Annotated in this window: 24 protein-coding genes; 11 read left to right on the plus strand and 13 right to left on the minus strand. The window is 57.0% G+C overall.

Features of this window, described 5'->3' with window-relative positions:
• Positions 1–112 precede the first annotated feature (112 nt).
• The 3 genes from O3W47_RS15940 to htpX form a co-directional block, all read right to left on the minus strand.
• Entirely contained in the window at positions 113–1,780 is a 1,668-nt protein-coding gene (locus tag O3W47_RS15940; protein ID WP_164865387.1) for a heparinase II/III family protein, read from the minus strand.
• Positions 1,781–1,905: 125 nt separating this feature from the next.
• Positions 1,906–3,291, minus strand: coding sequence for an RsmB/NOP family class I SAM-dependent RNA methyltransferase (locus O3W47_RS15945; protein ID WP_127756455.1), 1,386 nt, complete (start codon positions 3,289–3,291; stop codon positions 1,906–1,908).
• On the minus strand, positions 3,288–4,253 hold the full coding sequence (gene htpX, locus O3W47_RS15950) for a zinc metalloprotease HtpX (protein WP_003520211.1): 966 nt from the start codon (positions 4,251–4,253) through the stop codon (positions 3,288–3,290). The genes O3W47_RS15945 and htpX overlap by 4 nt, the downstream gene beginning before the upstream one ends.
• 116 nt (positions 4,254–4,369) lie before the next feature.
• On the opposite strand from htpX, the gene O3W47_RS15955 reads away from it, so the two are divergent.
• Complete coding sequence (locus O3W47_RS15955; RefSeq protein WP_080852934.1) at positions 4,370–4,582, plus strand: DUF1674 domain-containing protein; 213 nt, start codon at positions 4,370–4,372, stop codon at positions 4,580–4,582.
• 61 nt (positions 4,583–4,643) lie between these two features.
• On the opposite strand, the gene O3W47_RS15960 is transcribed toward O3W47_RS15955, so the two are convergent.
• The 8 genes from O3W47_RS15960 to hemE all read right to left on the minus strand — a co-directional run bounded on the left by O3W47_RS15960 (position 4,644) and on the right by hemE (position 13,392).
• Complete coding sequence (locus O3W47_RS15960; RefSeq protein ID WP_003505321.1) at positions 4,644–5,525, minus strand: ParB/RepB/Spo0J family partition protein; 882 nt, start codon at positions 5,523–5,525, stop codon at positions 4,644–4,646.
• A gap of 30 nt (positions 5,526–5,555) precedes the next feature.
• A complete protein-coding gene (locus O3W47_RS15965) occupies positions 5,556–6,350 on the minus strand; it encodes a ParA family protein (protein ID WP_003521142.1) in 795 nt (264 codons plus the stop codon).
• A 19-nt stretch (positions 6,351–6,369) separates the two neighbouring features.
• Positions 6,370–6,987 carry a 16S rRNA (guanine(527)-N(7))-methyltransferase RsmG gene (rsmG, locus tag O3W47_RS15970; RefSeq protein ID WP_174022661.1) on the minus strand — a complete coding sequence of 206 codons (618 nt, stop codon included), beginning with the start codon at positions 6,985–6,987 and terminating at the stop codon, positions 6,370–6,372.
• An 11-nt stretch (positions 6,988–6,998) separates the two neighbouring features.
• Positions 6,999–8,882 (minus strand): tRNA uridine-5-carboxymethylaminomethyl(34) synthesis enzyme MnmG, encoded by a 1,884-nt coding sequence (gene mnmG, locus O3W47_RS15975; RefSeq protein WP_269314128.1) that lies wholly within the window; start codon positions 8,880–8,882, stop codon positions 6,999–7,001.
• 63 nt (positions 8,883–8,945) lie between these two features.
• Positions 8,946–10,277 carry a tRNA uridine-5-carboxymethylaminomethyl(34) synthesis GTPase MnmE gene (mnmE, locus tag O3W47_RS15980; RefSeq protein WP_269314129.1) on the minus strand — a complete coding sequence of 444 codons (1,332 nt, stop codon included), beginning with the start codon at positions 10,275–10,277 and terminating at the stop codon, positions 8,946–8,948.
• Positions 10,278–10,363: 86 nt separating this feature from the next.
• Complete coding sequence (rho, locus tag O3W47_RS15985) at positions 10,364–11,629, minus strand: transcription termination factor Rho (RefSeq protein WP_004444236.1); 1,266 nt, start codon at positions 11,627–11,629, stop codon at positions 10,364–10,366.
• Positions 11,630–11,815: 186 nt separating this feature from the next.
• Positions 11,816–12,361 (minus strand): protoporphyrinogen oxidase HemJ, encoded by a 546-nt coding sequence (hemJ, locus tag O3W47_RS15990; RefSeq protein WP_269314130.1) that lies wholly within the window; start codon positions 12,359–12,361, stop codon positions 11,816–11,818.
• Entirely contained in the window at positions 12,358–13,392 is a 1,035-nt protein-coding gene (hemE, locus tag O3W47_RS15995; protein WP_269314131.1) for a uroporphyrinogen decarboxylase, read from the minus strand. Before hemE ends, hemJ begins: the two co-directional genes overlap by 4 nt.
• 408 nt (positions 13,393–13,800) lie before the next feature.
• On the opposite strand from hemE, the gene O3W47_RS16000 reads away from it, so the two are divergent.
• From O3W47_RS16000 to dnaQ, 5 genes are read left to right on the plus strand one after another with little or no spacing between them, the layout of a single operon-like run.
• Positions 13,801–14,622, plus strand: a complete 822-nt coding sequence (locus tag O3W47_RS16000; RefSeq protein ID WP_003521149.1) for a pyruvate, water dikinase regulatory protein — start codon at positions 13,801–13,803, stop codon at positions 14,620–14,622.
• 31 nt (positions 14,623–14,653) lie between these two features.
• Positions 14,654–15,253, plus strand: a complete 600-nt coding sequence (locus O3W47_RS16005) for a Maf-like protein (protein ID WP_269314132.1) — start codon at positions 14,654–14,656, stop codon at positions 15,251–15,253.
• Complete coding sequence (locus O3W47_RS16010; RefSeq protein WP_269314133.1) at positions 15,246–16,106, plus strand: shikimate dehydrogenase; 861 nt, start codon at positions 15,246–15,248, stop codon at positions 16,104–16,106. Before O3W47_RS16005 ends, O3W47_RS16010 begins: the two co-directional genes overlap by 8 nt.
• A complete protein-coding gene (coaE, locus tag O3W47_RS16015; RefSeq protein WP_269314134.1) occupies positions 16,106–16,714 on the plus strand; it encodes a dephospho-CoA kinase in 609 nt (202 codons plus the stop codon). Before O3W47_RS16010 ends, coaE begins: the two co-directional genes overlap by 1 nt.
• Entirely contained in the window at positions 16,707–17,405 is a 699-nt protein-coding gene (gene dnaQ, locus O3W47_RS16020) for a DNA polymerase III subunit epsilon (RefSeq protein ID WP_269314135.1), read from the plus strand. Before coaE ends, dnaQ begins: the two co-directional genes overlap by 8 nt.
• A gap of 102 nt (positions 17,406–17,507) precedes the next feature.
• Here dnaQ and secB read toward each other — a convergent pair whose 3' ends face one another.
• Positions 17,508–17,990 (minus strand): protein-export chaperone SecB, encoded by a 483-nt coding sequence (gene secB, locus O3W47_RS16025; RefSeq protein ID WP_269314136.1) that lies wholly within the window; start codon positions 17,988–17,990, stop codon positions 17,508–17,510.
• 102 nt (positions 17,991–18,092) lie between these two features.
• Positions 18,093–18,641, minus strand: coding sequence for an FxsA family protein (locus O3W47_RS16030; RefSeq protein WP_269314137.1), 549 nt, complete (start codon positions 18,639–18,641; stop codon positions 18,093–18,095).
• Positions 18,642–18,781: 140 nt separating this feature from the next.
• On the opposite strand from O3W47_RS16030, the gene O3W47_RS16035 reads away from it, so the two are divergent.
• The 5 genes from O3W47_RS16035 to gyrB all read left to right on the plus strand — a co-directional run bounded on the left by O3W47_RS16035 (position 18,782) and on the right by gyrB (position 24,110).
• Complete coding sequence (locus tag O3W47_RS16035; protein ID WP_003521156.1) at positions 18,782–19,480, plus strand: Tim44/TimA family putative adaptor protein; 699 nt, start codon at positions 18,782–18,784, stop codon at positions 19,478–19,480.
• Entirely contained in the window at positions 19,477–20,589 is a 1,113-nt protein-coding gene (gene mltA, locus O3W47_RS16040) for a murein transglycosylase A (protein WP_269314138.1), read from the plus strand. Before O3W47_RS16035 ends, mltA begins: the two co-directional genes overlap by 4 nt.
• Entirely contained in the window at positions 20,586–21,155 is a 570-nt protein-coding gene (locus O3W47_RS16045) for a Smr/MutS family protein (RefSeq protein ID WP_269314139.1), read from the plus strand. Before mltA ends, O3W47_RS16045 begins: the two co-directional genes overlap by 4 nt.
• Complete coding sequence (locus O3W47_RS16050; RefSeq protein ID WP_269314140.1) at positions 21,152–21,517, plus strand: helix-turn-helix domain-containing protein; 366 nt, start codon at positions 21,152–21,154, stop codon at positions 21,515–21,517. The genes O3W47_RS16045 and O3W47_RS16050 overlap by 4 nt, the downstream gene beginning before the upstream one ends.
• A 157-nt stretch (positions 21,518–21,674) precedes the next feature.
• Positions 21,675–24,110, plus strand: a complete 2,436-nt coding sequence (gyrB, locus tag O3W47_RS16055; RefSeq protein WP_080815419.1) for a DNA topoisomerase (ATP-hydrolyzing) subunit B — start codon at positions 21,675–21,677, stop codon at positions 24,108–24,110.
• Positions 24,111–24,185 lie beyond the last annotated feature (75 nt).

Here is a 24,185-nt window from a genome sequence, read left to right on the forward strand (position 1 = left end):
GATTGATCCAGCAATTGCCGCCGCGTTAACACAGCTTACCGGATTAATAAACAGCGGGGATGCCGAACGGTGAAAACTATGGTGGTTTTTGACCGGCACCGCCGGAAATTGTCTAGGCCTGACGTTCGATGAGCCAGCGGATTTCCCGCGTATTTGCGAGATTGAAGGGGAGCTCGATCTGCTGCGACGGGCGCATACCGGATGCATCGGCCATGAAGACATCCTCGGTGACGAAAAGCTCGAGCCCGGGTGCTGAAAACAGCCAGACGGTTCCATCCGCTGCCTCCAGATAGACCGACTCCTCATCCCGTTGGTGTATCTGAATGTGGGGATGAATATGGAAACGTGAAACCGCCGTGACCGACTGCAATTGCGTTTTCGCCGCACTTGCATCGGCCCGAAGCAGATCCCGACCCTTTATCTTGGTACCGGCCGCATTCAATTCTATTTCCCGCTCATGGTAGCAGCCGAAATTCTGCAAATAACCGTCATGAGACGCCCAGAGAACGTCATTGCCGTTTGCATCCGTTCCACGCCGGCTGTCGACGTGGCTGACGCCTGATACCATGATCGGACCAAGCAGCCGCGAGCGCGACAGTCTGCAGGATGATGTATCCGCAAGCGTGACGGTGGAATGCGCCGCTGTGGACCGGCTGGCCCGCTGATATTCCGGCGCGGCATTGCGCGGAAAGCCGGAATTGACGATAAAGCGGTTCTTGCCGCAGGACATTTCGAAAGACAGGCAACCCGAATGGGCATTGCGTGAAAGCTCCGCCGAGCCAGGATAACCAGTATCCACGATGATGACCGTGTCGTCCGTCGCAAGCCGATGGTAGTTCACGTCCGGCAGGACTTTGGAAGGCCGGCCTGCCGTTTCATCATAGCGCAGCACGGAAACAAGCTCATTGGCAAGCGTCGCCGTGGCGCCGTTGAACAGCGCGAGATCGCCACCCTGATGCCGGAAGAACCGGATCGCCGGGAACATGCGGTCTATGGCCGGCACCAGGCCGGAGGGCAGATCATGGCCGAGATTGATATAACTTTGCCGAAGCGGCAGGAGATCGAGCAGCAGGTCCAGCATGACGCGCGGATTGCGGGAAACATGCCCGCCATCAGGCAAAATCTGGCGTTCCATTTCCTGAGCCAGCTTCATTCCATTCCGCGTTATCCGCGAAAGGCGCGTTGGCATGGCAATGGAAGCCATGGCCAAGGCAATCCTGATCCTCAGCCGCGCTTCGCCATCGGGCGCGTGTCTGACGATTCTTTCGAGATAACGCACATGAAAGGCGAGGCTTTTCAGGAACCGGCGATAAAAACCGGCATCGGCCTCGTATAAAACCACGGGAGAGTGCGAAAGCCAGGCAATCAGCCTTTGTGCGGCGATTTCCGGCGACCAGGCAGTGCCTGCGAGCCGTTTGCCATGAAGCACCATCCATTCCGCAACGATACGACGCGCCCGTTTGCAGGCCTCGCTCGATTTATCGGAGCGAATATGCCGTAGCCAACTGAATGCATGCAGCCGTTCTTCAAAGACCGCCGAGGGATATTCCACCTGAAATGGCGAAGCTCCGCCGGTTTCGACGACACGCCCGGCCAGCGCGATGCGGCCCCGCAACAGTTCCTCGGCGAAATAAGGATCGATGGCTCTGAGATCGGTCGGCGCCGCCACCAGACCGTCTGGCGCACGAGTGGCAAATCGCGACACATGCAGGCGCAAAGGGGTGAGGCCGACACACAGATGACGATACGCCATCCGCGACAGAAGACCGGCGGCATTCATGCTGCCTGCAAAGGACCCTAACAAGCTGTGTTTCCCGTTTCACATGTTTTGTTTTTATCAGTGAACCGCGACGACCGGAACGTTTTCGATAAATATCTAATGATTCGCGAAAGCTTGGCTTTTTTCTACTTCTTACGCAAGACACTGCTAAAAAACCCATCGACGCCCCCGAACATGTCCGGTGTCGTGCGAAGATCGCCACTGGGGCTGATGGCCGCTTCCATTCCGGGCCAATCCTCGGGGCGGACGGCGACACGCTCCACGCCGGGATTTTCCGCCAGAACCTCGGCAATCATCGCTTCTCCTTCGGAAGGATCGAGCGAGCAATTGGAGAAGACCACAAGACCGCCGGGACCAACAAGGGTCAGCGCATGCCGCAGCATCTGGCCCTGAAGGGCAGCGAGTTTGGAAATGTCGTTCTCATCCTTGGTCCAGCAGACATCGGGATGTTTGCGAAGTGTCCCGGTGGAAGAACAGGGGGCATCAAGGAGCACCGCGTCAAAAAGCTGTTCCGGCTGGTACTTCAGCATATTGGCCTCCACCGTTTCGGCACGGAGGCCAAGTCGGTCGAGATTTTCCCTGAGACGACGAAGACGGTTACCGGACTGATCCAGTGCCGTCACATTGGCGCCCGCCAGTGCAAGCTGGGCCGTCTTACCGCCAGGAGCAGCACAGAGATCTGCGACACGTTTGCCCGCGATGTCGCCCATAAGCCGAACCGGCATGCTCGCGGCGAGATCCTGCACCCACCACGCACCCTCAGCGAAGCCTTCGAGCGATGGGATCTGCCCCTCGAATTCACCCAGACGCACGCTGCCATTTGGCATGAGCGTACCGCCCAGTTTTTCCGCCCAGAGAGTGGGATCAGCCTTGATCGTCAGATCAATCGAGGAGGGTGTCAGCTGCGCCTCCGAAATCCTTTGCGCAACCTCATTGCCGTAAGCGGAAACAAGCCGCGCATGGAACCAGTCCGGCAGTACGGGAACGCTGGCGACGGCCTTCTCGATATCCGCTTTTTCACGACCGAGCCGTCGGAGAACGGCGTTCACCAGCTTGACGAAACGCCGGTTGCGCGGATCGCGGTGAGCCTGCTCAACGGCGAGATCGACAGCGGAATGATCCGGCACATCGAGGTAAAGCATCTGCGCCGCACCGACGACAAGAACGTGATGCAGCGATCGCGCGCCCTGCGGCAGCGGACCATCAAGCAGCATCGACAATGCCGTTTCAATCCGGGGGAGGTGGCGAAGCGCGCTGTTGACGATGGCTCTGACCAGCGCCCGGTCCGCAAGCGACAGGGCTCGATAGACGGGATTGCCGTTTTCGCTGTCGAGCATCCCATCCAGCGAAGTCTTCTTTTCCAGAACGGCGGCCAGAATGCGGGTGGCGGCAATGCGCGCAGCGAGACCCGGCTTGTCCTGGAACGACGAAGGGCCGTCTTCACGGCCCCTCCCATTTGCCGGTCTCGGTTTTCTGGACCGCGCCGGCTTATTCTGAATATCGGATGTCAAGACCACGGCCCCTTGCGCTCGTTTTCATTGCCTCGTCCCCAGCCTGTTTTGGGAACGGAGCCTGATTTGCGCAGAGGTCTATCACCCGATGGCGGCGGCGTCGATCCTCGCGGGGAAAACTCCTGCGCCATCGCATGCAGCGCCGCCACGCGGTTTTCCGTATTCGGATGCGTGGAGAAGAGATTGTCCATGCGCTCGCCAGAAAGCGGATTGATGATGAACATATGCGCCGTTGCCGGGTTGCGCTCGGCATCGTCATTGTGAATGCGCTGCGCCATGCCTGAAATCTTCTGCAGGGCGGAAGCAAGCCAGAGCGGGTTGCCGCATATTTCCGCGCCGCGCCGGTCGGCGGAATATTCCCGCGTGCGGCTGATCGCCATCTGCACCAGCATCGCTGCCAGCGGCGCCACGATCATCGCGACCAGCACGCCGATAAAGCCGAGCGGGTTATTGTTGTTCTCCCGGTTGCCGCCAAAGAAGAAGGCAAAATTGCCGAGCATCGAGATGGCGCCCGCCAGCGTGGCGGTGATTGTCATGGTCAAAGTATCCCGGTTCTGCACATGCGCAAGCTCATGCGCCATGACACCGGCCACTTCCTCGGGCGTCAGACGCTCCAGCAGGCCTGTCGAAGCGGCAACAGCGGCGTTCTGCGGATTCCGCCCGGTCGCGAAGGCATTGGGTTGCGGGCTATCGTAAATATAGACCTTCGGCATCGGCAGACCGGCATTCTGCGACAGGTCGCGGATCATGTGAAAAAATTCGGGCGCATTCGCCTCGTCGATCTCCCGCGCATGATAGGCGGAGAGAACCATCTTGTCAGAGTTCCAGTAGGAAAAAATATTCATACCGGCCGCGATGACCAAGGCAATCATCATGCCGCCCTTGCCGCCAATCAGAAAACCGACACCCATGAACAATGCGGTCATGAAGGCCAGAAGCATTGCCGTGCGCATCATGTTCATCCGTTAAACTCTCCTCGTCACTCACCGGGAATATTCCGGGGTTTATAAAGCCCCTCGGATTATATAATCTGGTAAGCGGAAAACGTATTTCAATATCCCGTCATAGGGAGGATTTCATGCAGAATGCGGATAATGACAACGCCACAGACAGTGGCGCGGAAAGTGTAAAGCGACTTTCACCGGCGGCGCAGCGAGCGTTGAAAGAAGCGGAAGAACGGCGCAGGCAACAGGCCGATCTCCAGCTGCCGCCGGAAACCGGCGGCCGGGGCGGCGCGGAACCCGTGCGTTTCGGCGATTACGAAATAAAAGGCCGGGCCATCGATTTTTGAGCGCCACACATAAAAATACCCGCCAAAGGCGGGTATTTTATATTTTAAAACAAATAGTTATTTATTTCTGCTCGAGAAGCCGGCATACCGCTTCAAGCTGCTCCAATGTGCGGTAACCGATACGGATTTGCCCCGATCCGCCCTTGTGGCTGATCTTCACATCCAGCCCGAGAGCATCGGACAGGCTGCGTTCGAGTGCGATCGTATCGGAATCCTTTTCCGCCGCAGGTCGCTTCTCCGCAACATCGCCCTGCGATTTGATATCGTTCTGCGCCAGGCGCTCGGCATCACGCACCGAAAGTCCCTTGGATACGATTGTTTTCGCGAGCGTCGCCGGATCGGAAGTGGAAACAAGCGCGCGGGCATGACCCGCGGAGAGCGAACCATCCGCCAGCATATCCCGTACCGGATCGGGAAGCTTCAAAAGCCGCAGGCTGTTGGCAACGTGGCTTCGGCTTTTGCCGATGATTTCGCCGAGATCATTCTGCGTATAGCCGTGTTCGGCGATCAGCTGCTCATACCCCATCGCTTCTTCAAGCGGATTGAGGTCGGAACGCTGTACGTTTTCGACAATTGCCAGTTCCAGCGCCGTGCGGTCATCCACATCGCGAACGATGACGGGAACATCGGTAAAGCCCGCCAGCTGTGCCGCACGCCAGCGTCTTTCACCCGCAATAATCTCGTACCGATTGACTCCAACCGTTCTTACGACCACAGGCTGAACAATTCCATGCTGACGAATGGAGGCGGCAAGATCCTGCAGCTCATTCTCATCGAAATGACGCCGCGGGTTTCTCTGGCTGCGAGCGATGAATTCGATGGGAATGGTACGATCGGCGTTAACAGCGCGCTGGGGCTCACCCACCGGCACAGGCTGGTCCATTTCTCCGATCAATGCGGCAAGACCGCGCCCCAGCCGACGCTTGGAAAGATCATCACTCATAAGATATTACTCCATACATTCCGGCAAACGTCAGGCGGCTTTACGCAGACGCTCTCTCTGAATCACTTCGGACGCCAGTTGCAGATAGGCCTGGCTGCCGGCACATTTCAGATCATAGAGAATTGCCGGTTTACCATAGGACGGCGCTTCGGAAACACGCACATTGCGTGGAATGAGCGTGTGGTAAACCTTTTCGCCTAGATGCGTGCGCACATCCGAAACAACCTGCTGTGCAAGATTATTTCGCGCATCGAACATCGTAAGGACAATGCCCTGTATATCGAGCTGCGGGTTCACCGATCCACGAATCTGACTGACCGTATCCAGCAACTGGCTAAGACCCTCCAGCGCAAAGAACTCGCATTGCAGCGGCACTAGCACGGAATGTGCGGCCGTCATGGCATTCATCGTCAAAAGATTGAAAGAAGGAGGGCAGTCAACGAGAATATAGGAATAGCCTCTGGCTTCCTGCGTCTCCATTGCCGCACGCAGCAGGAAAACGCGGTTGGAAACATTCGCGACCTGCATCTCGAAACCAAGCAAATCCATCGTGGAAGGCACGATGTCGAGATTGGGAACGGCGGTCGGAACAGCAACTTCCGCTACTCCATGATCCCCCACCAGAAGATCATAGGACGAAAGCTTGCGCTCCTTGCGGTCGATTCCAAGTCCGGTACTCGCATTACCCTGCGGGTCCAGATCCACGATCAGTACGCGCTCACCAATAGCCGCCAGCGCGGTAGCCAGATTGATGGCGGTTGTTGTTTTACCAACGCCGCCTTTCTGGTTTGCAACTGCGATAATCCGGTTTTTTTCCAAAGTCATGCCGCACCTGGCCAGCTCATCAGCGCCTCAAAGCGAGGTTGCTGATTTCAAGAACAACAGAATCTGCCTCAATGGCACTCTGGTGTTTTACCAGATCAAACTCCCAGCGACCATGTGCTTTCTGCACTTCAGAATCATAATCCCGGCCTTTATTAAAATAGGCCTTGAGATTCGGATTATACTGCGCCCAAGGATGAATATAATCGAAAAGCAGATCCAGTTCGGCGAGTGCGCGCGCTGAAACAGCGTCGCAATTTTTGATGATTACCGGTGCTGTTTCGATCCTGACGGGATGAACTGCACCTCTTGCACCGGTTTCCTTCAGTGCAATTCGCAAGAATGCCGCCTTTTTATTATTGCTTTCGACCAGATCGACCCAACCCTCGCCAAGCTCCGCCAGAAAAATCGCGGTGACAACACCGGGGAATCCGCCGCCGCTTCCGAGATCAATCCACTTTTTTGGCTGCGGAGAGAGTTGGAATATTTGCGCGCTGTCGGCCACATGCCGGTTCCAAAGCTCGGCGAGAGTGGAAGGCGCTACCAGATTTGTGGTTCTGTTCCACTTCTTGAAAAGCTCGACAAAATGTTCGAGCCTTTCCTGTGTTTCACGTGAAACACTCTGGCCGTTTATCTTCATAATCCGACTCGCTATTGGTGCATGCGTAATTTTTCACTTCGCGTTGCGGAATCTTTCCGCAGAAGTGCGAGCAGCAGCGATATCGCAGCCGGCGTCATGCCGTCAACACGCGCGGCCTGGGCAATATTCTCAGGACGGGCTTTTTCCAGCTTTTGTTTAAGCTCGTTGGAAAGACCGGACAGACTCTTAAAATCAAAGTCATTAGGGATTTTTCTGTCTTCGTCCCGTTTGATATCAACGATATCAGCGCTCTGCCTCTGCATATAGACCGCATAACTCGCCTCGATCTGCAAGACCTCGGCAACTTTTCTGTCAAGTGCGCCCAATTCCGGCCAATGTTCGGTAAGGACTTCGAGAGTCATATTCGGATAGGCCAGCAATTCATAAACGGACCGGCGTTGGCCGTCCTGATTAAGTTTCAATCCCTGCTTCGCCGCCTGGGATGGGCTGATGGAAATCGCCTTCATCAGCTCTCGACCGCGATCCAGATCGGAAATGAAATTTGCGAAGCGTTCCTGCCGTACACGGCCGACAATGCCAGCCATCTGGCCAACTGGTGTAAGCCGTAGATCAGCATTGTCCACGCGCAGGGATAGACGATACTCCGCTCTGGACGTAAACATGCGGTAGGGCTCGCTGACACCCTTCGATGTCAGGTCATCAATCATGACGCCAATATAAGACTCGGTTCGGCTAAAATAAACAGGATCGGCACTCCCCGCATAAAGCGATGCATTCAAGCCGGCAACGAGACCCTGAGCACCCGCTTCTTCATAACCCGTCGTTCCATTAATCTGGCCGGCCAGAAACAATCCCGGAATCTTGCGGCATTCCAGCGAAGGCTTCAGCTCACGCGGATCGACATAGTCATATTCGATCGCGTAACCCGGCTGCAGGATCGTCACCTGCTCAAGGCCCGGTATCGTTCGGATAAATTGCTCCTGGACGGAAGCGGGAAGGGAGGTCGATATGCCGTTTGGATAAATGGTGTGATCGTCGAGACCTTCCGGCTCGAGGAATATCTGATGACCGTCCCGTTCACCGAAACGGGTGATTTTATCCTCAATCGACGGGCAATAACGCGGACCAACCCCTTCGATCTGTCCCGAATACATCGCCGACAGATGAATATTGTCCTGAATGATCTTGTGCCCAGCCGGAGTGGTACGAGTTACACCACATTCTATTTGCGGATTGAGAATACGATCCGTCATGAAGGAAAAAGGGACAGGATCCTCATCGGCAGCCTGCCGATCCACCGCATTCCAGTCAATCGTGCGTCCGTCCAGTCGGGCAGGGGTGCCGGTTTTCAGGCGCCCCATAACGAGACCCAGCCGCGAGAGCGTGTCCGAGAGGCCAACAGATGGCATTTCTCCAACGCGTCCCGCCGGAATCTGTTCGGAACCGATATGAATGAGACCGCGCAGGAAGGTGCCACTCGTCAGCACGACCGCGCCACAAGGAATCCGGCTACCGTTCTTCATGATAACGGCGGCGACGCGATCATTGGCCATCTCAATATCGAAAGCATCGCCTTCAATGATGGTCAGGTTTTCAATCGCATCGATCTCACGCTGCATGGCTTCGCGGTAGAGTCTCCGGTCGGCTTGAGTACGCGGACCACGGACGGCCGGTCCCTTTTTGCGATTGAGCATGCGGAATTGGATGCCTGCTGCATCGGCAACCCGACCCATCAAGCCATCCAGCGCATCGATCTCACGAACGAGGTGTCCCTTTCCCAGACCGCCGATGGCGGGGTTGCAGGACATGACGCCAATCGTCTCTCGCTTATGGGTAACAAGGGCGGTTTTTGCACCATGCCTTGCAGCAGCGGCCGCGGCTTCGCTGCCCGCGTGGCCACCGCCAATAACAATGACATCGAATGACTGGTGCATATCCTTGCGCCCTGTTCTCTCAGCATCGACATCGCCGCCTCGGCCATCGATGTTTCACGTGAATCATTTTCCTATGCAGAATTCCGAGAAGATCACGCCGAGCAAATCTTCCACATCAACGCGGCCGGTGATCCGTCCGAGCGATGTCGCCGCGAGTCTTAAATATTCCGACCTTATCGCAAGGTCCAGGGTCTCGGAATCGAGCGCATCACTAACATAGTTCAGCGTCTCTTCAAGTCGTTTTTTATGCCTGGCGCGCGCGGGAACCAAAGTCTGGCCGGCACCGACGCGTTTTTCTATCTCCTGCTTCAGCATCGAACGCAATTCGTTCAAGCCTATTCCTTCCCTGGCTGAGATAGACAAATCAAATCCATCATCCAAGACAGGGGAATGAAGCGCTGTTTTCGTTCTAACCCGTAAATAGCTCTGGTTCTTGAACGATTCTAGAGATTGTTTCGGAAACGAATCCTTATCCTGCAGCAGCAGAATGAGATCTGCTGTTTCCGCTGTCAGAACCGCGCGCCTCACGCCTTCTAGCTCCACAACATCCTGTGTTTCCCGTATTCCTGCCGTATCGAATATCCGGACCAGATATCCTTCCAGATTGATATCGACGCTCAAGACATCTCTCGTGGTACCGGCAATATCGGTAACGATAGCAACATCGCGGCCGCTAAGGGCGTTCAGAAGAGTGGATTTGCCTGCATTCGGTTCACCGACGAGAGCGACCTTGAATCCGTCGCGAATGATTTCGCCGCTTTCGCCGCCCTGGAGATGATCACGGATTTCCTTTTTGAGAAGCGCCATGGCTTCCCAAACTTGAGCCGCCACGGAATCTGGAACGTCCTCCTCGTCGGCAAAATCCAGTTCCGCTTCGATGAGAGCACGAGCGCGCGTCAGGCGGCTGGCCCAGCCGTCATAGAGTGCCGATAATTTACCGGTACTCTGCTCTACCGCCAACCGTCGCTGCATTTCCGTTTCAGCCTGCAACAGGTCGGCGAGACCTTCGACCTCAAGGAGATCCATCTTCCCATTCTCGAAGGCTCTACGAGAGAATTCACCGGCATCGGCAGGCCGAAGTCCGTCAAGATTTTCCAGTTCGGCGAAAATCGAAGCCATGACCGCGCGACTGCCATGGCTATGAATTTCAACGCAATGTTCACCCGTGAAAGAATTTGGAGCTGGAAAGGCGATTACCAGCGCCTGGTCGATGATCTCATCGTTTCGATTCCGAATCGAGCAGAGCGTAGCCTTTCGTGGTGAAGGAAGTTCCCGGCCCGTCAACATCTCTAGGGCATGGAAAGCCTTGGAGCCACTGATCCTGAGAACAGCCACACCCGCCGGCAGCGCACCGCTGGAAAGCGCATAGATCGTATCGGCGGAAGCTGGCATCATTCACCTCGGTCTAAAACAGTCAAGCCGCATCCGAATAAACGGATACGGCTTTAAAGCTCTTATGATGAATCCGGCTAAAGTTCGGATCAGGTATTCATCGATTCGAAGAAATCGGAATTGTTCTTGGTCTGCTTCAGCTTGTCGATGAGGAACTCGATGGCATCCATCGTACCCATCGGCGCGAGAATACGGCGAAGAACGAAAATCTTCTGCAGATCCTGACGCGGCACCAGCAGGTCTTCCTTACGCGTACCGGATTTCAGAATATCCAGTGCCGGGAAGATGCGCTTATCGGCAACCTTGCGGTCAAGCACGATTTCCGAGTTACCGGTACCCTTGAATTCTTCGAAGATGACTTCATCCATACGGCTGCCGGTATCGATCAGCGCGGTTGCGATAATGGTCAGCGAACCGCCTTCTTCGATATTACGAGCGGCGCCGAAGAAACGCTTCGGACGCTGCAGGGCGTTGGCGTCCACACCACCCGTCAGAACCTTACCGGAGGAGGGAACAACCGTGTTGTAGGCACGGCCGAGGCGCGTGATGGAATCGAGCAGGATGACGACGTCACGGCCGTGTTCGACCAGACGCTTCGCCTTTTCGATGACCATCTCGGCGACCTGCACGTGACGAACGGCCGGTTCGTCGAAGGTGGAGGACACAACCTCGCCCTTCACGGAACGCTGCATGTCGGTCACTTCTTCCGGACGTTCATCGATCAGGAGAACGATCAGGTAGCATTCCGGATGATTTGCCGTGATGGAATGGGCGATGTTCTGCAACAGAACGGTCTTACCGGTACGCGGCGGCGCCACGATCAATCCGCGCTGACCCTTGCCGAGCGGCGCAACGAGATCGATCACACGCGACGACAGGTCCTTCGAGGTCGGAACATCCAGTTCCATCTTGAAGCGCTCATTCGGATAAAGCGGCGTCAGATTGTCGAAGTGAACCTTGTGGCGGATCTTTTCCGGATCGTCGAAATTGATCGTATTGACCTTGAGAAGCGCGAAATAACGTTCGCCTTCCTTGGGGCCGCGGATCGGTCCTTCAACGGTATCGCCGGTCTTCAGCGAGAAGCGGCGAATCTGCGACGGCGAGATATAGATATCGTCCGGACCGGGCAGATAGTTTGCATTTGCGGATCGCAGGAACCCGAAACCGTCCTGCAGGACTTCAACGACGCCCTCGCCGATGATTTCGATGTCCTGGCTCGCGAGAACCTTGAGGATTGCGAACATGAGCTCCTGCTTGCGCATGGTGCTCGCATTTTCAACTTCCAGGGATTCGGCAAAAGTCAGCAAGTCGGTAGGCGATTTGCTCTTAAGTTCCTGAAGCTTCATTTCAGCCATGAAGAGAAGACCGTTTGATAATGTAATGTCGGGGGAGGGCGTGTTCGCGAATCAGATGCTGTGGGAGATACCGCAGATGACTGAATAATTCACATGCCACGAAGATGAGTGGCCCGAAAATAGCGATTGAACACGGCCGCTGCAAGAGGAAAGCACGAATTCCGCGAAATTTATCGTCGCACGGTCTTAACCGAAGGGTTTCACAACCACAAGTATGACGATGAGGATCATCAGCACCGTCGGAACCTCGTTCATCAACCGCCAGTGACGGGCAGGCCGTGTATTTTCATCCCGCGCGAAACGTTTTGCACTGCGCGTGAAATAAACATGGGTCGCGGTCAGAAGCATCACCAGCGCGATCTTGGCATGCAGCCAGCCGCCGGAAAAACCATAAACCGACCATGCGAGATAAAGTCCCAATATCCAGGATATCATCATCGCCGGGTTCATGATCACCTTGATCAGCCGCTGCTCCATCACCTTGAAGGTTTCAGACTGCTGCGAACCGGCGGGTGCATCGGTGTGGTAGATGAAGAGCCGCGGCAGGTAAAAAATTGCCGCCATCCAGGAGATAACGGCGATGATATGCAGCGCCTTGATCCAGAGATAGAGATCCGCCGGATCGACATAGAATAACAGGGCGACGAAGGCAGCAAAGACACCGAGCGCGATGCCGGCGCGCAAAGCCGCCCGGTTTCCGGAACGGGCGGAGGTCTGTTTTTCGCCGCTCATGCCCCGGCTCCGCCGGCACGCACCTGCTGCACCAGCCGGGTGACGTTTTCCGGGTCAGCCTGCGGGGTGATGCCATGGCCGAGATTGAAGATCAGCGGACCCTGTGCAAGAGCCTGCAGCACGGCATCTATACCATCCTGCAGCGCCTTGCCGCCCGCCACCATCAGCATGGGGTCAAGATTGCCCTGCACGGGCCCTTCCTTCTGCAAATCCCTTGCAAAGCTAAGCGGCACCGACCAGTCGAGCCCAATGGCGTCGGCGCCCGTCTTGCGACGATAATCCTTGAGAAGATAACCAGCCCCCTTGGCGAAGGCGATGATTTTTGCCGAAGGCCGACGGGCGCGCACCGATGCGATAATGCGTGCAACGGGTTTTATCGCATAATCCTCAAATTCCTTCTCACCGAGCACGCCGGCCCAGGAATCGAAGATTTGAACCGCATCCGCACCTGCATCGATCTGCGCCACCAGGTAATCGGCGGAAACGTCGGCGAGGAAAGCCAGCAGCTTTTCCATGGCGGCCGGCTCCTGATAACCGAACAGCCGCGCCGGGGCCTGATCCGGCGTTCCGTGTCCGGCGATCATATAAGTCGCAACCGTCCACGGCGCGCCGCAGAAACCGAGAAGCGTCGTTTCATCGGGCAAAGAGGTACGCAGACGGGAAACGGTTTCGAAAACAGGAGAAAGATGCGTCATGACATTTGCGGCGTCCAGCTTCTCGATACCGCTGACATCGATCGGGTCCATGGCCGGACCTTTTCCTTCGCTGAAAGACACGTTGCGATGAAGCGCATCGGGTATCACCAGAATATCGGAAAAGAGAATGGCGGCATCCAGCCCGAACCGGCGAATGGGCTGAAGGGTCACCTCGGTCGCCAGTTCGGGATTATAACAGAGATCGAGGAAACTACCGGCGCTCTTTCGCGTTTCCCTGTACTCGGGAAGATAACGCCCAGCCTGTCGCATAAGCCATATGGGCGGCGGTGTGACCGTCTGCCCGTTCAACACCGTCATAACCTTGCGTTCGCTCATGGCACCCAGCTTCTAAAAAATAAAATCAAAGAGATTTAAAAGATTTTCTATTTCTTAGAGTCTGTGGGTAGCAAGGATTAAAATCGTTCCAGTCGAAATGCCGCAGCCGCAAGGTTTCAAGCGAGACTGCGCATGTTATCGCTCCGCTTGTTTTGGAATAATCCGGAAAATAGGAATTTTGTAAATAATTTCAGTTATTTGTGACGGACCAGAAAAACAGAGAGATTGTGGATAATCTGGGGAAAATTTTGAACAGCTCCCCATTCTTCCAACAATTCACAAGCACGCCGGAGACGATTGAAGCCACTTGCGGATTGTGGAAAAACACCACTTTATTCACGTCGCGGTTCGACCCGCAGGACAATTCGGAGATTTGTCCCGGTTTATCAACAGCGGGAGAAAAACAGCGTGGAGAACAAAAAAAGCTTCTTCCATCTGCACCTGATTTCGGACTCAACGGGAGAGACTCTGATGTCGGCCGGTCGGGCCGTTTCGGCCCAGTTCCACGCCTCCATGCCGGTGGAACATGTCTATCCGATGATTCGAAACCAGAAGCAGCTCGCGCAGGTCGTCGATCTCATCGACAAGGAACCGGGCATCGTTCTCTATACGATCGTCGACCAGCAGCTGGCCGAGTTTCTGGATTTGCGGTGCCATGCGATCGGGGTGCCCTGCGTAAATGTCCTTGAACCCATCATCGGCATCTTCCAAACCTATTTAGGTGCGCCGTCCAGACGGCGGGTGGGCGCGCAACATGCATTGAATGCGGATTATTTCGCCCGGATCGAGGCGCTCAATTTCGCCATGGATCATGATGACGGGCAAATGCCTGAGACCTATGACGAGGCTGATATAGTCATCATCGGCATCAGCCGCACCTCCAAAACACCGACCAGCATCTATCTCGCCAACAGGGGAATAAAGACCGCCAATATACCGGTCGTTCCCAATGTGCCTTTGCCCGACAGCCTCTATGCGGCCACGCGGCCGCTGATCGTCGGGCTGGTTGCGACATCGGACCGGATATCGCAGGTGCGTGAAAACCGGGAACTCGGCGCGACGGGCGGATTTGACAGTGGCCGCTACACGGATCGAGCCACCATCATGGAAGAGCTGAAATATGCACGAGCGCTCTGCGCCCGCAACAATTGGCCGCTGATCGATGTCACACGCCGCTCCATCGAGGAAACGGCGGCAGCGATCCTTGCCCTTCGTTCGAGGACACGATAATCCGAATCGCACCATTCGGAGCAGACAGTCGATGCAACAAGAATTGATCCTCGCCTCGTCCAGCGCATCCCGCCAGATGCTAATGCGCAATGCGGGGCTGACATTTTCGGCCATCCCGGCGGATATTGACGAGCGTGCGCTCGATGAACAACTGGAACGAGACGGCGCCAGTCCGGAAGAGGTTGCGCTGGAACTCGCCAGGGCCAAGGCTCTTGCGGTCGGCGCGCTTTATCCGGAAGCACTGGTTCTCGGCTGCGACCAGACCATGGCGCTCGGCGCCTGCGTCTATCACAAGCCGAAAACCATGGCGGAGGCCGAAGCGCATCTGCTGTCATTGTCCGGCAAGGTCCATCGCCTGAACAGCGCTGCCGTTCTCGTCCGACATGGTGAGGTGGTATGGCAGATCGTTTCCAGCGCCGAGCTGACCGTTCGGACTTTGAGCGCAGAATTTGTCTCCCGCCACCTGCAACGGGTGGGAGAAAAGGCCCTGAGCAGCGTCGGCGCGTATCAGCTCGAAGGAGAGGGAATCCAGCTATTCACCTCTATCGAGGGCGATTATTTCACCATTCTCGGTTTGCCGCTTCTGCCGCTTTTATCGAAACTGCGCGACATGGATGTCATCGATGGCTGATTCACGTGAAACATTAACCATAAACGCCTTCGTTGTCGGCTATCCGATCAAGCATTCGCGATCGCCTATTATCCATTCCTATTGGCTGAGGAAATTCGGCATTGCCGGTTCCTATAAGGCCGTGGAAATCTCTCCGGACGATTTCGCGAATTTCATTGCAACGCTGAAGCAGGGTAGGCCAGGCACGGCCGTCGGCGGCAATGTCACCATTCCCCATAAGGAAGCGGCTTATCGGCTGGCAGACAGACCGGATGCTCTGGCGGAAGAACTCGGCGCCGCCAACACTGTCTGGATGGAGGAGGGCGAGCTTCACGCCACCAATACGGATGGTTATGGTTTCGTCTCCAATCTCGATGAGCGGCATCCGGGCTGGGACAGGACCGAGCGAGCAGTGGTTCTGGGTGCCGGCGGCGCAAGCCGAGCGGTCATTCAGTCGCTGCGTGATCGCGGTATCGCCGAAATCCATGTTCTCAACCGTACCGTCGAACGGGCGCGCGAACTGGCCGACCGTTTTGGGCCGCGGGTTTTTGCCCATCCCCAGGCAGCACTTCATGAGGTCATGCAGGGTGCCGGGCTTTTCGTGAATACGACGTCGCTCGGCATGGATGGAACGGAAGCGCCACATATCGATTTCTCGCCGCTGGCCGCCCAGGCCATTGTAACCGATATCGTTTATGTGCCGTTGAAAACCCCGATCCTGAAAATGGCGGAAGAGCAGGGCGTCGCAACCGTCGATGGGCTCGGCATGCTGCTTCATCAGGCGAAACCCGGTTTCAAGCGATGGTTCGGCAAAACGCCGGAGGTCGATGAGGCCCTGCGTTCTCTCATCATCGAGGACATGGAGAAACATTGATGATCGTCATCGGTCTCACCGGCTCGATTGGAATGGGAAAAACGACGACGGCGAAGTTGTTTGCCGGGGAGGGGGTTCCGGTTCTCGATTCGGATGAGGTGGTGCACGGGCTTTACCGGGCGGAAGCCGTTCCGCTGATCGAAGCGGCCTTTCCGGGCACAACCGTTTCCGGCACGGTGGACAGGCAGAAACTCGGTGAGGTATTGCGGCAGAATCCGGCTAATTTTAGCAGACTGGAAGAGATCGTGCATCCACTGGTGCGCGGAAGGCAGGAGGCTTTTCTGGAGCAGGCAAGGAAAGAGGATCGGCAATTCGCCCTCCTCGACATTCCTCTGCTGTTCGAAACCGGGGCGGAAAGCCGCGTCGATAAAGTCGTTGTCGTCAGCTGCGCGCCGGAGATTCAGCGAGAGCGTGTTCTGTCCCGGCCGGGAATGACGGAAGAGAAATTCGAAATGATCCTCGCCCGGCAGATGCCCGACGCCGAAAAGCGCCGCCGTGCCGATTTTATCGTCGATTCCGGAAATGGTGTCGAAGCGGCACGGGATCAGGTAAGAGAGATTCTGCAGAAACTGGCCGCTGAGTCGCGCCGCGGAGAGACGAATGCGTGAGATCATTTTCGATACGGAAACCACGGGACTGGAATCCAAGCTGGACCGCGTGATTGAAATCGGCGGCATCGAGCTGATCAATCACTTTCCCACCGGCCGCACGCTGCATCTCTACATCAGCCCGGAAGATCGCAAGGTTCACCCCGACGCACTTGCCGTTCACGGGATTACCGACGAGTTTCTGAAGGATAAACCCAAATTCGCCGAGGTCGTCGACCAGATTCGTGACTTCTTCGAGGGTGCGCGCTGGGTGGCGCATAACGCCACATTCGACATGGGCTTCATCAACGCGGAATTCGCCCGTCTCGGTATTGAACCGGTCGCTGCCGATCTGGTGACGGACACGCTTTCGCTCGCCCGTCGCAAGCACCCGATGGGACCGAACTCGCTGGACGCGCTTTGCCGGCGTTACGGCATCGACAATTCCCACCGTACCAAGCACGGCGCGCTTCTCGACTCCGAGCTGCTCGCCGAAGTTTATATTGAAATGATCGGCGGGCGCCAGACGGCGCTTGGTTTCGGTTCCGCCGCCAAGCAGGAAACCATCATCATCGAGGAGGACGTTCCGCTTGAGCCGCTGCAAAGGCCACGGGCTTTGCCCTCAAGGCTGGATGCGGAAACGGTAGCGGCCCATGGAAAACTCGTTCTCGGCATGGGCGACAAGGCGATCTGGAACCGTTACCAGAATTGATACCTGTCCAGGCACCGGAAACGGTGAATGCCGTCAAAGAAAAACCCGGGCATGAACCCGGGTTTTGTTTTGTCTGAATTCTTCAGCGCAGAGCCGTGTCGCTCAGTTCGGTACGGCCTGAACCTTGGCCTTTGCCTGTTCCTCGGCAACGCGCTGGGCGAACATCTGCGCGAAATCGATCGGATCGATCATCAGCGGCGGGAAACCGCCATTGCGGGTAACGTCCGCAATGATCTGGCGCGCGAAGGGGAACAGCAGGCGCGGGCATTCGATGAACAGCACCGGCAGCATATGTTCCTGCGGGAAACCGGCGATGCGGAAGACGCCGCCATAAACCAGCTCGGCCGCGAACAGCACCTTGTCGCCATCCTTGGCTTCCGCGTTCAGCGTCAGGACAACATCGAAATCCGAACCCGAGATCGGGTTTGCGTTGACGTTGACATTGATGTTGATCGACGGCGGATTGTCACGGGCCTGAAGCGAGCGAGGAGCACCCGGATTTTCGAAGGAAAGATCCTTGATGTACTGGGCAAGAATGTTGAGGGAAGGACTTACTGCGCCCTGTGCACCATTTTCAGCGGTCATTACATTTCCTCACGGCGTGAATTCGTGGAAGGCGGTCTATCATTTCGACCGGGGGCTTACAACCCTTCGTGATCGGGTCATAGCGATCCATTCCGACCGGGATCAGGGTTTGGGCAGATCGCGATCGTCCGGCTTGCGCGACCAGGGGGAACCCTTTGGCTCTTCGCGATGAAACTCCTCCTCATCGAGATCCACCACCTTCGAATTGCCCGCACGTCCCGGATCGTTCCGAAAGCCGGAAAAATCGCCGGGCTGAGGACCGGATTGCTGGCCGGATTGCCGAAACGAACCAGCAACGACGACACGCGGCCCGAAGGCTTTCCAGAAAAAGCGCCGCACGGTGGGCGACAGAAGCAGAAGGCCGAGAATGTCGGTAATGAAACCGGGAATGAAAAGCAGGATCCCGGCAACGACGCGCATGGCGCCATTCACCAGCTCATCCGCCGGCTGCGCACCGGTACGCCCCGCATCCTGAAGGTTTCTCACCATGCCGATGCCGCCGAGCCGCAGGATGAGCAACCCCAGAAACGAGGTGAACAGGACAAGCGCCAATGTCAGCCACAAACCGATTGCCTTGCCGACGATAATGAAGCCGGCAATTTCGAGGATGGGCATCATCAGGATGACGATGGGGAGAAAGGAAAAACGCATCTTCTAGCCTTGCGTGTGCATCTCTGGCAGATTGCCGGTTCCCGGGACACCGATGATTGAATCTGCACATTTGAATGATGATAAGATGCAGACTATATGATGGTGTGGTTTTCGAATTTAAATGGCGGTTTTGGTAAAAGATGGGCTTCAGCGACTTTATCACATTGTTTTTTCTCGTTGCAGCGGTGCTGATCTTCTTTCAGCTGCGCAGTGTCCTCGGTCGCCGCACGGGCAATGAGAAGCCGCCATTCGACCCCTATAGCCCGCGAGATGTGGCGAAGGGTCCCGTTGCAGACGATAACAAGGTCGTGACCCTGCCGAGGCGCAGCGAGGGTGACGACGAAAACCGTTTTGCCGAGGCGGATGCGCTTGCGCCTGTCGATACGCCGCTCAATGCGTCGCTGCGTGAGGTGATGACCAGGGACCCGTCCTTCGGGCCGAAGGAATTTCTGAACGGTGCCCGCATGGCCTATGAAATGATTGTCATGGGCTTTGCAGATGGCGACCGCAAGACGCTCAAGAACCTTCTGTCGAAGGAGGTTTTCGACGGTTTCGAGGCGGCCATTTCCGAGAGGGAAGGTCGTGGCGAGGTGGTGAAGTCCACCTTCGTGGGTATCGAGAAAGCAGATATCACGCAGGCCAGTGTGCGTGATTCCGAAGTGCAGATCACGCTGAGGATCGTCAGCCAGCTGATTTCAGCGACCTATGACAAGGATGGCAAGCTGGTGGATGGCGATCCGGATGCGGTTGCGGAGGTGGACGACATCTGGACCTTCTCGCGCGATATACGCTCGCGCGATCCGAACTGGAAGCTGATCGCTACCGAATCCGAGCAATGACTGCGCCCTTTTCGATCGAAGAAGTTTCTTTCAGCGACCTGCCCGGATGGCGGCAAGACGATCCGGGCAAGCTTTTTCCGGCGATGGCGACAATCCTGTCGCATCTTCGAAATGCAAAACCCTACAGGACCGGCGCGCTCGGGGTCACGGCGGCGGAACTGGTCCCGCTTCTGGAAAGCGCCGAGAAAAACCAGACAAGCAGTCCGGAACAGGCGCGCCGGTTTTTTGAAACCAATTGCGTGCCTTTCAGGATTTCTCCGGCTCAGGGAAAAAGCGGTTTCGTAACCGCCTTTTACGAACCCGAACTGGAAGTGTCGTCCGAGCCCGACGACATCTGGCGTTATCCGATTTACCGCCGGCCGCCGGAGTTGGTGGATATCGACGATGCCAATCGGCCTGCCGGTTTCGATACGTCCTATGCTTTCGGCAGGGAGGATGAAAACGGTATTTCCTATTTTCCCGACCGCCGGGAGATTGATGAAGGGCATCTGAAGGGCAGGGGCCTTGAGATTGCCTGGGCAAGATCGAAGGTCGACCTGTTTTTCGTTCATGTGCAGGGTGCGGCGCGTCTGGTGTTTCGCGATGGCGCGGTAAAGCGCATCACCTATGCGGCAAAGGCCGGCCACGCTTTCTCACCGATTGGCCGTCTGCTGCTCGATCGCGGGGAACTCGATCCGAAAACCGTGTCGATGCAGACGATCCGCAAATGGCTCGCTGACCATCCGGACGAGACGGACACGGTATTATGGCATAATCGCTCCTATATTTTTTTCCGGGAGGCGGATGTCGCCGATCAGCATATGGGGCCGATTGCAGCTGCTAAGGTTCCGTTGGTCGCGGGGCGAGCCCTTGCGGTGGACAGGCTCATCCACACTTTCGGGCTTCCCTTCTTCATCCATGCGCCGTCGCTCACCCATCTCGATGACGGAAAACCTTTTGCGCGTCTGATGCTGGCGCTCGATACCGGCTCGGCCATCGTTGGCCCGGCGCGTGGCGATATTTTCACCGGCTCCGGTTTCGAAGCGGGAGAGCTGGCTGGTACGGTGCGCAATGAGGCCGATTTTTATATACTGATACCGCAGGTGGCTGCGCAGAGGTATCGGCGATGAAGAGCAGTCGCAAGCTCGGCAAGGAAGAGCGCATTCTGTGGGGAAAGGTGGCAAAAACCACGCGGCCGATCTCCGGCAGACTGGAAGACCTGCTGGCGTTTGACGACATAGAGGAATCTCCAGTGGAGCCCGATGTTCCGCAGACCGGCAAAGGTGCCTTTCCGCGCATGCTTTTGGAGCCGGCCGAGCCGTCGCCACCCGCTCCGGACAAGAAGCCGAAGATTCATCAGCCGATGGAAAAACCGGTCAAACGCAAGCTCACCCGGGGCCGATTGCCGCTGGAAGGGCGGATCGATCTGCATGGCATGTTCCAGAGCGAAGCCCATGCGGTGCTGCTTGATTTTCTGTTGCGCGCGCATGAACGCGGTCTGAGACACGTGCTCGTCATAACGGGTAAGGGCCGCTCCATCGGCAGCGACGGCGCGTTGAAAAGGGCGGTGCCCATGTGGTTTTCCAAGCCGGAATATCGCCACCTGATTTCATCCTATGAGGATGCATCCGCCAATCATGGCGGCGACGGCGCGCTTTATGTGCGGCTGGCGCGTCGGCGGGGTGAAAAGTCATGACGCCCTTTGCGGAGGCCGTGCGGCAGCTTCGTGAACGCAAGGGCGTGACGCAGAAACAGATGGCCGCCGCAATCGGCGTGTCACCCGCCTATCTTTCGGCGCTGGAGCATGGCAAGCGCGGCAAGCCGAGTTTCGATCTCCTCCAGCGCATCGCCGGATATTTCAACATCATCTGGGACGAGGCGGAGGAATTGTTCTTTCTGGCCGGTTCGTCCGACCCGAAAGTGGTGATCGACACCATCGGTCTGCCGCCGCAATATACGGCTTTCGCCAACAGGCTGGCACGGGATATTCGCAAGCTGCCGCCGAGTGTGGTAGAGGAACTGTCAGCCGTGCTGCAAAAAAGCCGTTCTTGCGATTGAAACCCCTCTATCCCCTGCTTTATGCAGCATCCTGAAGCATGCGGCCTTTGGGATTGGGTGTAGAATTTCTATAGTCGCATGTCGGATTTGAGTGATTCGCTGGCTTCAGGCCCTCTCACTGGAAACCTGGCCCGAGAAAACTTTGGAAAGAGTATTTATGACCGAAACATCGTCAAGCGAAGTCGGCGCGAACGCGGAATATGGAGCCGATTCGATCAAGGTCCTCAAGGGCCTTGATGCCGTGCGCAAACGGCCCGGCATGTATATCGGCGATACCGATGACGGTTCCGGCCTGCACCACATGGTCTATGAAGTCGTCGACAACGCCATCGACGAGGCGCTCGCCGGTCATGCCGATCTGGTGACGGTGACCCTGAATGCCGACGGCTCGGTGACGGTGACGGATAACGGACGCGGCATTCCCACCGACATTCACTCCTCCGAAGGCGTTTCCGCCGCCGAAGTCATCATGACCCAGCTGCATGCGGGCGGCAAATTCGACCAGAACTCCTATAAGGTGTCGGGCGGCCTGCATGGCGTCGGCGTCTCCGTGGTCAATGCGCTTTCCGTCTGGCTGAAGCTCAGAATCCGCCGTAACGGCAAGCTGCACGAAATCGGCTTCACCCATGGTGTCGCCGATGCGCCGCTTTCCGTCATTGGCGAATATGAAGGCCGCTCGGGCACGGAAGTGACCTTCCTGGCGAGCCCGCAGACCTTCACCATGACGGACTATGATTATGGAACGCTGGAGCATCGCCTGCGCGAACTTGCATTCCTGAATTCCGGCGTGCGCATCCTGCTCACCGACAAGCGCCATTCAGACATCAAGCAGGAAGAGCTGCTCTATGATGGCGGTCTCGAAGCCTTCGTTCGTTATCTCGACCGTGCCAAGAAGCCGCTGGTGGACAAGCCGGTCGCCATCAAGGGCGAAAAGGACGGCATTACGGTTGAGGTCGCGCTCTGGTGGAACGATAGCTACCATGAGAACGTGCTTTGCTTTACCAACAATATTCCCCAGCGCGACGGCGGCACCCATATGGCCGGGTTCCGCGCGGCGCTGACCCGTCAGGTGACCTCCTATGCCGAAACCTCGGGCATCCTGAAAAAGGAGAAAGTCAGCCTGCAGGGTGAGGACTGCCGTGAAGGTCTGACGGCCATTCTCTCCGTCAAGGTTCCCGACCCCAAGTTTTCCTCGCAGACGAAAGACAAGCTCGTTTCGTCCGAAGTACGTCCGGTCGTGGAAAGCCTTGTCAACGAAGCGCTCTCCACCTGGCTGGAAGAACATCCTTCCGACGCAAGAATCCTCGTCGGCAAGGTGGTGGAAGCGGCGGTCGCCCGCGAAGCCGCCCGCAAGGCGCGCGAACTGACGCGCCGCAAGGGCGCACTCGATATCGCCTCTCTGCCCGGCAAGCTTGCCGATTGCTCCGAGCGCGATCCGGCGAAATCCGAACTATTCCTTGTTGAGGGTGACTCCGCTGGCGGTTCGGCCAAGCAGGGCCGCTCACGCGAAACCCAGGCGATCCTGCCGCTGCGCGGCAAGATCCTGAACGTCGAGCGCGCCCGTTTCGACAAGATGTTGTCCAGCCAGGAAATCGGCACGCTGATCACCGCGCTCGGCACCTCCATTGGCAAGGACGAGTTCAACGCCGACAAGCTGCGTTACCACAAGATCATCATCATGACGGATGCTGACGTCGACGGCGCCCATATCCGCACCCTGCTGTTGACCTTCTTCTTCCGCCAGATGCCGGAACTGATCGAGCGCGGCCATCTCTATATCGCCCAGCCGCCGCTCTATAAGGTCACGCGTGGCAAATCCGTGCAGTACCTCAAGGATGAAAAGGCGCTGGAAGAGTACCTGATCTCCATGGGTATCGAGGAAGCTTCGCTGACTCTCGGTTCTGGCGAAGTGCGTATCGGCGCCGATCTTCGCGAAGTCATTCTGGATGCGGTGCGCATGCGCTCGCTGATCGACGGGCTCCATTCCCGTTACAGCCGCTCGATCGTGGAACAGGCGGCAATAGCCGGCGCGCTGAACCCCGAACTTTCGGCCGATGCTGCCCGCGCCGAGGAAACCGTTGCCGAAGTGGCTCGGCGTCTCGACATGATCGCGGAAGAAACCGAGCGTGGCTGGTCCGGCACCGTGCTGCAGGATGGCGGCTTGCGCTTCGAGCGCATGGTGCGCGGCGTCAAGGAAGTCTCGACGCTGGATATGGGACTGCTCGGTTCGGCCGATGCCCGCCATATCGATCAGCTCGCAGCCCGCACGCGCGATATCTACGCCACGCCGCCGGTCCTGCAACGTAAGGATGGCACCATGGAATTGGCCGGTCCGCGCGCGCTTCTGGATGCGATTTTCGCCGCCGGCCGCAAGGGTCTTTCCATGCAGCGCTATAAGGGCCTCGGCGAAATGAATGCCGAGCAGCTGTGGGAAACCACGCTCGACGCCAATGTCCGCTCGCTTCTGCAGGTAAGGGTGAGTGACGCGACGGACGCCGACGGCCTGTTCGCCCGCCTGATGGGCGATGAAGTGGAACCGCGCCGCGACTTCATTCAGGAAAATGCGCTGAGCGTCGCCAACCTCGACATTTAATCCTGTGGGGTGTTTCGCGTAACGATTCACGTGAAACGAAAATTTAACAAAAGGCCCGGCGGTCAATTTCCGCCG

The organism is Agrobacterium sp. LMR679, assembly GCF_027157905.1.
GTDB classification, from domain to species: Bacteria; Pseudomonadota; Alphaproteobacteria; order Rhizobiales; family Rhizobiaceae; genus Agrobacterium; species Agrobacterium leguminum.

Coding starts and splice junctions, on each gene's coding strand:
- O3W47_RS15940 (WP_164865387.1), bottom strand. CDS start 1,780: ATGAATGCCGCCGGTCTTCTGTCGCGGATGGCGTATCGTCATCTGTGT.
- htpX (WP_003520211.1), bottom strand. CDS start 4,253: ATGAACATGATGCGCACGGCAATGCTTCTGGCCTTCATGACCGCATTG.
- O3W47_RS15955 (WP_080852934.1), top strand. CDS start 4,370: ATGCAGAATGCGGATAATGACAACGCCACAGACAGTGGCGCGGAAAGT.
- O3W47_RS15960 (WP_003505321.1), bottom strand. CDS start 5,525: ATGAGTGATGATCTTTCCAAGCGTCGGCTGGGGCGCGGTCTTGCCGCA.
- O3W47_RS15965 (WP_003521142.1), bottom strand. CDS start 6,350: ATGACTTTGGAAAAAAACCGGATTATCGCAGTTGCAAACCAGAAAGGC.
- rsmG (WP_174022661.1), bottom strand. CDS start 6,987: ATGAAGATAAACGGCCAGAGTGTTTCACGTGAAACACAGGAAAGGCTC.
- mnmG (WP_269314128.1), bottom strand. CDS start 8,882: ATGCACCAGTCATTCGATGTCATTGTTATTGGCGGTGGCCACGCGGGC.
- mnmE (WP_269314129.1), bottom strand. CDS start 10,277: ATGATGCCAGCTTCCGCCGATACGATCTATGCGCTTTCCAGCGGTGCG.
- rho (WP_004444236.1), bottom strand. CDS start 11,629: ATGGCTGAAATGAAGCTTCAGGAACTTAAGAGCAAATCGCCTACCGAC.
- hemJ (WP_269314130.1), bottom strand. CDS start 12,361: ATGAGCGGCGAAAAACAGACCTCCGCCCGTTCCGGAAACCGGGCGGCT.
- hemE (WP_269314131.1), bottom strand. CDS start 13,392: ATGAGCGAACGCAAGGTTATGACGGTGTTGAACGGGCAGACGGTCACA.
- O3W47_RS16005 (WP_269314132.1), top strand. CDS start 14,654: ATGCAACAAGAATTGATCCTCGCCTCGTCCAGCGCATCCCGCCAGATG.
- O3W47_RS16010 (WP_269314133.1), top strand. CDS start 15,246: ATGGCTGATTCACGTGAAACATTAACCATAAACGCCTTCGTTGTCGGC.
- coaE (WP_269314134.1), top strand. CDS start 16,106: ATGATCGTCATCGGTCTCACCGGCTCGATTGGAATGGGAAAAACGACG.
- dnaQ (WP_269314135.1), top strand. CDS start 16,707: ATGCGTGAGATCATTTTCGATACGGAAACCACGGGACTGGAATCCAAG.
- secB (WP_269314136.1), bottom strand. CDS start 17,990: ATGACCGCTGAAAATGGTGCACAGGGCGCAGTAAGTCCTTCCCTCAAC.
- O3W47_RS16030 (WP_269314137.1), bottom strand. CDS start 18,641: ATGCGTTTTTCCTTTCTCCCCATCGTCATCCTGATGATGCCCATCCTC.
- O3W47_RS16035 (WP_003521156.1), top strand. CDS start 18,782: ATGGGCTTCAGCGACTTTATCACATTGTTTTTTCTCGTTGCAGCGGTG.
- mltA (WP_269314138.1), top strand. CDS start 19,477: ATGACTGCGCCCTTTTCGATCGAAGAAGTTTCTTTCAGCGACCTGCCC.
- O3W47_RS16045 (WP_269314139.1), top strand. CDS start 20,586: ATGAAGAGCAGTCGCAAGCTCGGCAAGGAAGAGCGCATTCTGTGGGGA.
- O3W47_RS16050 (WP_269314140.1), top strand. CDS start 21,152: ATGACGCCCTTTGCGGAGGCCGTGCGGCAGCTTCGTGAACGCAAGGGC.
- gyrB (WP_080815419.1), top strand. CDS start 21,675: ATGACCGAAACATCGTCAAGCGAAGTCGGCGCGAACGCGGAATATGGA.